12 protein-coding genes are annotated in these 11,306 nt (G+C 50.4%); all 12 read right to left on the bottom strand.

Annotation, left to right across the window (positions count from 1 at the left end):
* Positions 1-13 precede the first annotated feature (13 nt).
* Positions 14-640 carry a 16S rRNA (guanine(527)-N(7))-methyltransferase RsmG gene (gene rsmG, locus FCN78_RS13065; RefSeq protein ID WP_077651038.1) on the bottom strand — a complete coding sequence of 209 codons (627 nt, stop codon included), beginning with the start codon at positions 638-640 and terminating at the stop codon, positions 14-16.
* Positions 641-2,530, bottom strand: a complete 1,890-nt coding sequence (mnmG, locus tag FCN78_RS13070; protein ID WP_069362326.1) for a tRNA uridine-5-carboxymethylaminomethyl(34) synthesis enzyme MnmG — start codon at positions 2,528-2,530, stop codon at positions 641-643.
* A 393-nt stretch (positions 2,531-2,923) separates the two neighbouring features.
* Complete coding sequence (gene mioC / locus FCN78_RS13075; RefSeq protein ID WP_069362325.1) at positions 2,924-3,376, bottom strand: FMN-binding protein MioC; 453 nt, start codon at positions 3,374-3,376, stop codon at positions 2,924-2,926.
* Positions 3,377-3,442: 66 nt separating this feature from the next.
* On the bottom strand, positions 3,443-4,543 hold the full coding sequence (locus FCN78_RS13080) for a GGDEF domain-containing protein (RefSeq protein ID WP_077523110.1): 1,101 nt from the start codon (positions 4,541-4,543) through the stop codon (positions 3,443-3,445).
* A 150-nt stretch (positions 4,544-4,693) separates the two neighbouring features.
* Positions 4,694-6,058, bottom strand: a complete 1,365-nt coding sequence (gene mnmE, locus FCN78_RS13085) for a tRNA uridine-5-carboxymethylaminomethyl(34) synthesis GTPase MnmE (RefSeq protein WP_077659778.1) — start codon at positions 6,056-6,058, stop codon at positions 4,694-4,696.
* A gap of 98 nt (positions 6,059-6,156) precedes the next feature.
* Positions 6,157-7,770 (bottom strand): membrane protein insertase YidC, encoded by a 1,614-nt coding sequence (yidC, locus tag FCN78_RS13090; protein ID WP_069362322.1) that lies wholly within the window; start codon positions 7,768-7,770, stop codon positions 6,157-6,159.
* 2 nt (positions 7,771-7,772) lie between these two features.
* Positions 7,773-8,033 carry a membrane protein insertion efficiency factor YidD gene (gene yidD / locus FCN78_RS13095; protein ID WP_077456636.1) on the bottom strand — a complete coding sequence of 87 codons (261 nt, stop codon included), beginning with the start codon at positions 8,031-8,033 and terminating at the stop codon, positions 7,773-7,775.
* Positions 7,985-8,356: a ribonuclease P protein component gene (gene rnpA, locus FCN78_RS13100; RefSeq protein WP_046074850.1), complete on the bottom strand. Its 372-nt coding sequence runs from the start codon at positions 8,354-8,356 to the stop codon at positions 7,985-7,987. The genes yidD and rnpA overlap by 49 nt, the downstream gene beginning before the upstream one ends.
* Before the next feature lie 13 nt (positions 8,357-8,369).
* Positions 8,370-8,504 (bottom strand): 50S ribosomal protein L34, encoded by a 135-nt coding sequence (rpmH, locus tag FCN78_RS13105; RefSeq protein ID WP_025672864.1) that lies wholly within the window; start codon positions 8,502-8,504, stop codon positions 8,370-8,372.
* A gap of 208 nt (positions 8,505-8,712) precedes the next feature.
* Positions 8,713-9,459: an amino acid ABC transporter ATP-binding protein gene (locus FCN78_RS13110; RefSeq protein ID WP_077659777.1), complete on the bottom strand. Its 747-nt coding sequence runs from the start codon at positions 9,457-9,459 to the stop codon at positions 8,713-8,715.
* Positions 9,456-10,127, bottom strand: coding sequence for an amino acid ABC transporter permease (locus tag FCN78_RS13115; RefSeq protein WP_077659776.1), 672 nt, complete (start codon positions 10,125-10,127; stop codon positions 9,456-9,458). Before FCN78_RS13115 ends, FCN78_RS13110 begins: the two co-directional genes overlap by 4 nt.
* Before the next feature lie 58 nt (positions 10,128-10,185).
* Positions 10,186-10,938 carry an amino acid ABC transporter substrate-binding protein gene (locus tag FCN78_RS13120; RefSeq protein ID WP_069362319.1) on the bottom strand — a complete coding sequence of 251 codons (753 nt, stop codon included), beginning with the start codon at positions 10,936-10,938 and terminating at the stop codon, positions 10,186-10,188.
* Positions 10,939-11,306: the final 368 nt, after the last annotated feature.

An 11,306-nucleotide genomic window follows, 5' to 3' on the forward strand; every position in this document is an offset into this window, starting at 1 on the left:
GTGCTCTCGACCTCTATTCGTTACTCTTTGCTCTCAAGATTACTAGATGACGCGCCCCTTCCAATCCCGGTACCTTCAAAGCTTTGATATCGGTCACAGAACAAGCGGCAGGCAAGGCATCCAGCTCCTGCTGGTCCACTTGCCCTTTCAGCGCGTAAAAATATCCCTCAGCATGAGGAAGATGCTGGCACCAGCTCACCATATCGTTCATCGACGCAAACGCCCGGCTCAATACGCCATCAAAGCCATCATCGGGAGTAAAATCCTCGACACGGCTTTGCACCGGCGTGACATTGTCTATCTCGAGCTCGTGCAACACTTGGCGAATAAAACGAATCCGTTTGCCTAAACTGTCTAGCAAGGTGAAGTGTTTATCCGGATTCGCGATAGCCAGAGGAATACCTGGTAATCCTGGACCTGTCCCTACATCGATAAAATGATCGCCGTCAAGATGGGGCGAAACAACCAAACTATCGAGAATATGTTTCACCACCATGTCTTCCGGACGACGGACCGATGTCAGGTTGTACGCTTTGTTCCATTTGTTTAACAGGCGCACATACGCGAGAAGCTGCGCCTGTTGTTGTGACGACAAAGCCAGGCCTGCCTTGGCAAGCCCTTGCGTTAATTGTGATTCCATTTATGCCCCTTTCTTCAGCATGCCTTGCTTTTTCAAGTGCACGAGCAAAATGGAGATCGCCGCGGGGGTCACGCCAGAAATGCGAGACGCTTTGCCGACGGTTTCCGGGCGTGCATCGGCAAGCTTTCCTTTCACTTCATTAGACAAGCCTTTGATTTGCTCGTAATCAAGGTCAGTGGGCAGTGCCGTGTGTTCATGACGTTGCGACTTGGCGATTTCATCCTGCTGACGGTCGATGTAACCGGCATATTTTACTTGGATTTCAACTTGCTCACTCGCTTGTGCATCATCATGCGCCGGACCAAATGTCGGCAAAGACACAATATCGTGATAACGCAGCTCGGGACGACGCAGCAAATCTTCGCCATTGGCTTCACGCGCTAACGGTGTTTTTAACATGGCGTTAAGTGCAGTGACATCGTCCGAGTGTGGATGGATCCACGTACCACGCAGACGCTGACGCTCTTGTTCCATGTTTTCCATTTTCTGGTTAAAACGTGCCCAGCGAGCGTCGTCGACCAGACCAAGCTCGCGCCCTTTTTCGGTCAAACGCATATCGGCGTTATCTTCACGCAGCAACAAGCGGTACTCCGCGCGAGAAGTGAACATACGGTAAGGCTCTTGGGTACCCATAGTGGAGAGATCGTCGATCAATACACCCATGTAGGCTTGATCGCGGCGCGGACTCCAGCCCTCTTTGCCTTGCGCTTGCAACGCGGCATTACACCCGGCAAGCAAACCTTGTGCACCGGCTTCTTCATAACCGGTGGTGCCGTTAATTTGTCCCGCGAAGAACAAGCCATCGATGAATTTAGTTTCTAGGGTCTGCTTGAGATCGCGTGGATCAAAGAAATCGTACTCGATCGCATAGCCAGGGCGGATCACTTTAGCGTTTTCAAACCCTTTGATCGATTGAATAATGCCCATTTGCACGTCAAACGGTAAGCTGGTGGAGATCCCGTTGGGATACAACTCGTTGCTGGTCAACCCTTCTGGTTCAACAAAGATCTGGTGTTTATCTTTGTCAGCAAACCGCATCACTTTGTCTTCAATTGACGGGCAATAACGTGGACCTATCCCCTCGATAACTCCCGCATACATTGGGCTGCGAGAGAGATTTTCGCGGATAACGTCATGGGTTTTTTCGTTGGTATAGGTGATATAGCACGGGATTTGTTCCGGATGCTGGTGGACATTCCCCATAAATGAAAATACCGGACAAGGGGTATCACCATGTTGGGTTTGCATCACAGAAAAGTCCACTGAACGGGCGTCAATGCGTGGGGGAGTACCGGTTTTCAGTCGGTCTACACGGAAGGGTAACGCACGCAAACGATCAGCCAGTTTATTCGATGGAGGATCGCCCGCACGGCCTCCTGAGTAATTATCCATACCGATATGGATTTTCCCACCCAAAAAGGTTCCGACAGTGAGCACCACTGTGGTCGCGCTGAACTTCAACCCCATTTCTGTTTCTACGCCAGTGACACGATCCTGCTCGACGATCAGATCCACCACGGCTTGCTGGAACAAAGAAAGGTTCGGTGTATTTTCTAAGGTGTGGCGGATCGCCGCTTTGTACAACGCACGATCAGCTTGGGCACGGGTGGCTCGTACGGCCGGGCCTTTAGACGCATTCAATGTTCTAAATTGGATCCCGCCTTTGTCAATGGCTTGTGCCATGGCACCACCCAAGGCATCAATTTCTTTTACCAGGTGTCCTTTCCCGATCCCGCCAATGGCAGGGTTACACGACATCTGTCCCAAGGTGTCGATGTTGTGGGTCAACAATAGTGTTCGTTGATTCATCCGTGCGGCGGCCAGCGCCGCTTCGGTACCAGCATGGCCACCACCCACAACGATGACGTCAAAGTGATCCTGGTAAAACATGATTAAAGCCTCAACCTGGTTAAGTGTTTGCGCATGAACTAAGCAAAAGGGGCGACATTCTAGCGCTTTTTCTGCCAACAGGGAACCAAACCTTGATCCGGATCGTTAAAGCGCATTGGCTTTATATATATAAGATCTTTATATAGATCTTTTATTAGATCTACTATTAGGGAAAGGGATCTTAGTGGATAACTCAAAAAAGATCATTGAGATCAAAGATCTTACAACGATCACTTTTTGTGGGTGGCCTTGGATCCGATCCTGTATCACCTGGGATCAAAATAGGTAGTTATCCACATAGGGGGTAGGGAGTGAAAAGTATTAAATGGATAACTAAAGGAAGATCACTGGGTTATTCCTTAGTTATCCACAGTCTGGTTGGGTGTTTTTTGTTCAGTTAATCGTATGGAGAAGCGGTTCCCAGTCCGCTAACCAACGCTCAGCTTCATCTTCAGGGACCGGATGTGCTTGAATGTCGATATCAATCCGTTCGCCGATTTTGATCGCGCCTAAATCTTGCAGTAGCGCATCGGCCTTCATCCCGGCTTCACAAAAGGTGTCATAACTCGAGTCACCAATCCCCACCACGCCATAGTGAACATCACGCAGCATCGGGCGCTCGGCGAGTAATTGTTCCATCAAAGGAGCGATGCTGTCTGGAAAGTCGCCGGCGCCATGGGTTGAGGTAATAACAAGTAAGGTGCTGGCACTGAGTACATCGTCTATGATCCCTTCATTGATCACGTGAGTCTGGTGGCCTTTGGCTTGTAAAAGATCAGAGAGGTGATCGCCAACGTATTCAGCGCCGCCTAAGGTGCTACCGGTAATAATGGTGATAGTTGCCATACGTTCCTCGTCGTTAAGGTTGTCGTCCCTAGTATTTCGGCCTTATTGCAAGGAGTCAATCACCGCTTAAACCGCTTGGCTAACCGTCATTTGGCTAAGTTGGCAGACACATTGATTGCCCCCTGCTTGCTTCGCCTCCGTCATGGCTTGGCAGGCTTGGTCAATCAAGCTGATCGCTTTAGCGTTCCCGGAAAAGTGTTGAACGATGCCTATCGAGGCGGTGAATGCATGAGCACCGCCATGAAAAGTAAATGGTGTCTCTTCAATGGCGTGATGACATTTAACCGCCCATTTTGGCGCATCGGCGCAATCATTTTCTTTTAGCATGACCAAAAATTGATCGGCGTGAGTGCGGCTCAGTAGCGCATCGTGTGGTAGGTGACGATCCAGTAAGCCAGCAAGGAATTGTAAGCTTTGATCGCCAATATGGTGACCCTGTTGCATATTAAAAGACTGAAAGTGGTCAATATTAATACAAAGGATAGCGATAGGTTTATCGGTTGATGATTGGCATTCTGTGCTCAACCGGCGATAAAACTGGGTGGCATTCCAAGTTTGCGCTAAGGGCTCACGCTGAATGTACTGCCGTGCCTGCCGGTTGAGGGTGTAGAGATCATGGAGATAGAAGTCCATTAATATCACTGACAAGGCAATAAATATCAGAACGATGCTGAGGTAAATCGTTTTGCTATTTAGGCTGGAAAGATTCACCAAGGGGTCGGGCGTGGGTAACACCTGGATGGAAAACATTAAGCCGATGGCCGTCAGTGACAACCCGTAGCGCGCCAAACGCTCATTGGGATCAAACAGCAATAACACGATAGTGGGTGAGACCAGTAACAAGAGTTCGTTTTGGCTTTGCGCCGCAAACACCCAGTAAGACATGATGAACTGCTGGGCAAAAAACATAAAAAAAAGATAGTACCGGGCGATATACCAGCGTCCTGACCACATCAACAGCCAAGTTGCCGCGTACAAAAAGGCGTAACTGACGTTATGCCAAGCCGCGATAGGGAGTTGGAAAGCAAGCCAGTACATGGTGGAGAAAATGAGCGTGCCGACCACGCAAATCACCGTGAGTAGATTGGTCATACGGATCTGATGCCGCATCAGTTGATTATGTTCACTCAGGCCTATCGATAAGATCGGATTAAAACTTGCTAGCATACTACCTCCATCCACACCTGGTTAAAGCGTAGCTGATCATGGTGAAAACTACGTGGATAACTTAGGATCGAACAGTGAGGATAAAGGCGATCAGGCGAGGCATTACAAGGGATCCTTAGTGGAAGGATCCCGTGATCAGGTTGGGGATAATTATTTACCGATACAAAATGATGAAAAGATTTTCCCCAGCAAATCATCGGCACTGAACTCACCGGTGATGGTATTGAGGTGTTGCTGAGTAAGGCGTAATTCTTCTGCCAAAATCTCGCCGGCCATAAACCCCTCAAGCTGAGCCTGGCCTATCTCTAAGTGGTAAGCCGCGTTGGCCAAGGCATCCAAGTGGCGACGACGTGCCATAAAGCCGCCTTCACTGCCCCCTGCGTAGCCCATACAGGCTTTAAGATGCTGACGCAGTGCATCCATCCCTTCACCGGTTTTGGCGCTTAAACGAATGAGTGCCGGATCACTGGTATCGCTGTGCCCCATTGGTTCGTCGGTCATATCCGCTTTATTGCGGATCACTGTCATGCCCATGGCTTCGGGTAAACGGGAGACGAAATCTGGCCAGATCTCTGCAGGGTGGGTCGCGTCAGTAGTGGTGCCATCAACCATAAACAACACGCGGTCAGCTTGCGCGATTTCATCCCACGCCCGCTCGACACCAATCCGTTCGACTTCATCAGCGGTATCGCGCAGTCCGGCGGTATCAATAATGTGCAACGGCATACCGTCAATATGTATGTGCTCACGCAAGACATCCCGCGTGGTTCCGGCGATATCCGTGACAATCGCGCTATCTTTTCCTGACAAGGCGTTTAATAGGCTTGATTTGCCGGCGTTGGGGCGGCCTGCGATCACCACTTTCATTCCCTCACGCATGATTGCCCCTTGATTGGCTTCTTTACGCAGTGTGGCAAGGTGCTTGATAATATGGTTAAGGTCGCTGGCAACCTTGCCATCAGAGAGAAAGTCAATTTCTTCATCGGGAAAGTCGATCGCCGCTTCAACGTAAATACGCAGGTGAATCACTTTTTCCACCAGCGTATTCACCTGACTAGAGAAGGCACCTTGTAGCGATTGTAAGGCCGAGCGGGCGGCTTGCTCGGAGCTGGCATCAATCAAGTCGGCAATGGCTTCAGCTTGGGCTAAATCCAGTTTGTCGTTTAAAAACGCGCGCTCGGAGAACTCACCGGGTCGTGCGGCACGCACCCCAGAAAAGGCACTGATACGCTGAATAAGCATGTCCATGATCACGGGGCCACCATGGCCTTGAAGTTCAAGCACATCCTCGCCTGTGAACGAGTGAGGGCCTTTAAAGAATAAGGCAATGCCCTGATCGATAGGTTGACCTTCCTGATCGAGAAAGGGCAAATAATCCGCACGACGTGGCACTAACTCGCGCCCCGTCATTTTTGTACCAATTTCATGGGCGAGCGGGCCAGACACGCGGACAATCCCCACGCCGCCGCGGCCTGTTGCAGTGGCTTGCGCCACAATTGTGTCGGTTTGAGCCATAATGCACACTCTTTAATTCAATAACAGGCCCGAAGGCCATAAACGACAAAAAGGCGACCGCCGGGTCGCCTTTTCATTATTACGTGACACGGCCTGAGTTACGAGCGTGAATGCAGGCCTTTTTTCTCCAACGACTTGTAAATCAAGGTCTGTTGGATAAGCGTGACCACGTTCGATACCAGCCAGTATAGAACCAGGCCAGATGGGAAGAACAAGAAGAAGAACGTAAAGACCACAGGCATAAAGGTCATGATCTTCTGCTGCATCGGATCGGTGACCGTGGTCGGGCTCATCTTCTGGATCAGGAACATGGATGCGCCCATCAACAGCGGCAGCACATAGTATGGGTCTTGTGCCGACAAGTCTTGAATCCAGCCAAAGAACGGCGCATGACGCAATTCTACCGATTCCATCAACGCCCAGTACAAAGCAATGAAAATCGGCATTTGTAGGACAAGCGGTAAACAGCCCCCAAGTGGATTGACCTTCTCACGCTTATAGAGCTCCATCATCTCTTGGCTCATGCGCTGACGATCGTCACCGATACGCTCTTTCATCTCTTGCAGCTTAGGCTGTAGCATGCGCATCTTGGCCATTGAGGTGTACTGCGCTTTGGTCAGCGGATACATGGCACCACGGACGATGAAGGTCAGCATAATGATAGCCAGACCCCAGTTACTCACAAAGGTTTGGATGGTGGAGAGCAACCAGTGCAGCGGTTTAGCGATAAACCACAGCCAGCCGTAGTCGACCACCAAATCCAAGCTTGGTGCCACCGCGGCCATTTGCTCTTGCAGTTTAGGGCCAACCCATAAGGTGGCTGTCAGCGTCTTGCTGGTGCCAGCGGCAATGGTATCGCGAGTCTTGGTTTGGATATAACCGTATTGCGCCGTGGTACGGGTGCTCAGCACATTATTGTCCGCCCGTGGGATCCACGCGGTAGCAAAGTAGTGCTGGATCATCGCGGCCCAACCTTGGTTAAACGTCACGTTCAGGTTTTTGCTTTGCATATCATCAAAGCTGTACTTCTCGTAACGCTTGTCGTCAGTGGAGTAGGCGCTACCGCGATAGGTTGGCATGGTCAAGCTGCCGCCATCGTCCAGCAAGTTTTGCTTTAGCTGGGTATACATGGTGACACTGGCATTGTTGTCGGTTTGGTTGTTGATAGTGTGTTCAACATCCACCGCATAGCTACCACGCTCAAACACGAAGGTTTTGGTATAGGTAATGCCATCTTTCTCAACCGTCATTGGCACTCGTAAGGTGTCTTGATCGTCTGAGAGCGAGAAGTTGTTTTGCGTCACCTGGTATTGTGCGCGACCCTCAGCCGTATCGATGCCGTCCGCACCAATTAAGCCGCTTTGTGCCACAAAGGTATGATCAGGTTTGCTGTGCAACAGCGTGAAGGCATTGTCAGAATCCAGCTCGGCATCATATTGCGGGAGCTCGGCGTGGACAACATCACCGCCTTGCGTATCAATTTTCAGTGTTAAAACGTCAGTGTTGATGGTGACAAGCTTGTCAGAGACAGGCTGTGCATCAAGAGACGTGGTATCACCGTCATTGCTGCTTGGCACGTCACTGTGAGTGGTTTGCTGCTGCTCAACGCCCTGTCCCTGCGGTTGCGGGGAATCTGGTTTGTTCCATTCCATGTAGAGCATGAAAGAAACGAACAATAGGGCAATCAACAGGATATTGCGTTGGGAATCCATTGTTAATTGTCTCTGTTATGGTGGTCGCAAGGCGGTACAGGATCGTAGCCGCCATCATTCAAAGGGTGGCATTTTAATAGACGTTTGCCTGCCAACCAACACCCTTTTATCACACCATGGGATTGAATCGCCATGATGGCGTAGTGAGAGCAGGTTGGTGTAAACCGGCATCGTGGTCCAATTAATGGACTGATGACCAGTTGGTATCCCCGAATCAGCGCGATGAGCGCTTTTTGCGCGGCGGTCGCGACAAACGTTGCCATAACTTGTCCAATTCGTCTCGTAGCGCTTGATTGCTCAGATTGTTGGCACTTTTTTTCGCGATCACCACAAAGTCTTTCGCCGGCAGTTGATGTTGACGTAAACGAAAGCTTTCGCGGACCACACGTTTAAAGCGGTTGCGATCAACAGCAAGTTTGATTTGCTTTTTCGGTACAGCTTGACCGAGACGTGGATGGCCGAGTGGATTATTTCTGGCGAGTATAGTTAAGTGCGGCGAACCTGCGCGATGCGGTTGCTGGAAGACGGCACTGAAATGTTCGGGAGTTAGCAGACGTAACTCCCGAGGATAAGCGAGCTTATTCACAAATCACTGCGGATTATTTAGAAAGCTGCTTGCGGCCTTTCGCACGGCGAGCGGCAATGACCTTACGGCCGTTCTTAGTCGCCATGCGCGCACGGAAACCGTGAGTGCGCTTACGCTTTAGAACTGAAGGTTGAAAAGTGCGTTTCATGGTTTCTACCTTTATTACTGATCAGTGTTAGGTTTGTTAACCCGACGTGGGAGGGTAGCACTAGGCTTGTCTCCGACGCCTCTCAACAAAGAGGGCGGATTGTAGCCATTGACTAACGATTAGTCAATCACTAACCGACGCCACTCCGGGCGGTGAATTATAAGCGCTTAGGCACAGATCGCAAGGATCGATCCCAAGCGATCGGAGACTAGGGGGTGATCCCGACTTGATTCAAAAACTTATGCAAACGAGGATCGTCGCATTGGTTAAATAACCAATTCGGTGTCCCTTGGGCAATAATGTGGCCGTCGTTCATAAAGACCACCCGATCCGCCACATCGCGAGCAAACTGCATCTCATGGGTGACCACCAGCATGGTTTGGTGGCGAGTCGCGAGCTTTTTCATCAATGCCAAGACTTCGCCAACCCATTCTGGATCCAGGGCAGACGTGGGTTCATCAAACAGCAGCAGCTCAGCCTCCAGCGCCATCGCCCGGCCGATGCCAACCCGTTGCTGTTGTCCACCGGATAAAGAGGCCGGGTAATGATCTCCTTTATCGCCAAGGCCAATATCATCGAGGATTTGCTGGGCACGCTCACGGGCTTTGTATTTCGCCCATCCCTTAACGGTGCGTAGCCCTTCGGCAATGTTGTCACGGGCATTGAGGTGAGCAAATAACGCATAATTTTGGAAAACAAAGCCGGTTTGACGCCGCAACGCCAGAATATCCTGCTTACGGGTGGCCATGTTGCCGCTATCAACGCCTTGTTCCCCGATTTTGATGATCCCTTGCTCGGCGCGCTCGAGAAAGTTAATGCAACGCAACAAGGTGGACTTGCCGGTGCCGCTAGGGCCAATAATGCAAACTATTTCGCCTCGGTCGATAGTGAGATCGATGCCGTCAAGCACCGCTACCCCTTGATAGATTTTTTTGAGCTTCTCTATCTTTATCATCGTTGATACGCCTTATTAAGGTGTGCCTCTGCCCAATACTGAACGCGTGTCAATGCTACGACCACCGCCCAATAGATGAGTGCCACCGCTAAGTAAGCTTCAAAGAACTTGAAGCTGGATGACGCTTCCATTTGCGCCTGTGCCATGATTTCCGCAACCCCTAGGGTAAAGGCGAGTGACGTGGCTTTAATCATATCGATAAAGTAGTTCATCAAGGATGGCAGGGCGATACGCACCGCTTGCGGCAAGATGATACGTTGCATCGCTTGGCGGGTGGTCATGCCCACCGCCAGACTGGCTTCCATCTGACTACGATCCACGCCGGTAATGGCGGCGCGGATTGACTCGGCCATATAGGCAGAAAAGTGCAGGCTGATACCGATGACAGCGGCGGTAAAGGCTTCCATCCCTACCAAGGCGGGGATCACCTGAGGGAGGCCATAATAAAGCAAAAACAGCTGCACCAATAACGGCGTGCCGCGGAAGAAGCTGATAAACACTTGCGCTAAGCCATTGAGTAAAGGAATGCGAAACACGCGGATCAGTGCAATCGCCACGGCGAGGGCGAGCGCGAAGATGAGGCCCAGTACAGCCATCTCCATGGTAATCCCCAAATAACGCAGTAGCGGGGGAAACAAGGAGGCCATGTAATCAAAATCGAACGCCATGATTGACCTTTAAACAAAAAAGCCCGCCAACGCGGGCTTATTAAATGAAAGTAAACACTTACTTTTTAGTGATATCGCCACCAAACCATTTGGTTGAGATATCCGCCAAGGTGCCGTCTTCACGCATCGCGTTTAGCGCAGCATTGACTTCATCACGTAAGCGTTGACCACGCTCTGAGTCGACAAACGGCCATGCATTGGCAATGGTTTCAAAAGGTTGTCCTGCTAATTGTAGGGGCAGACCTGACTCTTTGATCAATTGCAGTGCGGAGAGGCGATCCATAATAAAGGCGTCGGCACGGCCCAGGGCCACATCGTGTTCAATCCCGGTTTCATAGGTTTTGATGTTGATGTCATCAGCGGCTGAATGTTCACGTAGTAGCTGCTCAAAGTTCGAGCCTAAGTTAACGGCCACGGTTTTGCCTTTCAGATCGGCGACCGCGTTAATGGCATCATTGCCTTTACGAACCGTGATTTGTGCGCCGTCCACCACATACGGGTCAGTGAACAGGTACTTCGCCTGGCGCTCATCGGTGATGGTGATTTGGTTTGAAATCGTATCGATACGGCCGGTTTGTAATAGACCAAACAGTCCTGAGAAGTTAGCGGTGACATACTCAACATCGTAGTCGTTGCGCGCGCCAATCTCATCCCACAAATCAACCTCAAAGCCTTGCAGCTGGTCTTGTTTAACAAAGGTAAACGGAAAGTAGCGGCCAGACATGCCCACTTTTACTGTTTCAGAAGCAAAGGCGGGGGCAGTGAGAATCATGCTCACGCTGAGCAAGGCGTTGATGAACCATTTAGTCATGAAAAGCTCCGTAGTAACCACATCGATATTGATAAGGTGCGTAATATAGAGGGTGGCAGCGGCTCGCGAGAAATACCTTCTTGTTATGAGTCATAACTTATGCACCGCATTTTTCGCGTAAAACAGGGGATAACCCCGATATTGCTTAAGATTATGCACAAGGAAAGAACAGGATCATTGGCCAATCTGATCCTGTTCTTGTGAGTAAAACATGGGTTTGTTGTGGCGATCTTGCGTATTTCTGTGGGATCTATGTGAATAACTCGGATCTTATTCACTGATTTCGGGATCGTGTGGGTAGCGATCTGGACGCGACAGGAGTACCATTGAAGCCTTTCTCTTTTCGGTACAACTGCGTGGAGTCAAAC

Source organism: Salinivibrio kushneri (assembly GCF_005280275.1).
Lineage (GTDB): Bacteria > Pseudomonadota > Gammaproteobacteria > Enterobacterales > Vibrionaceae > Salinivibrio > Salinivibrio kushneri.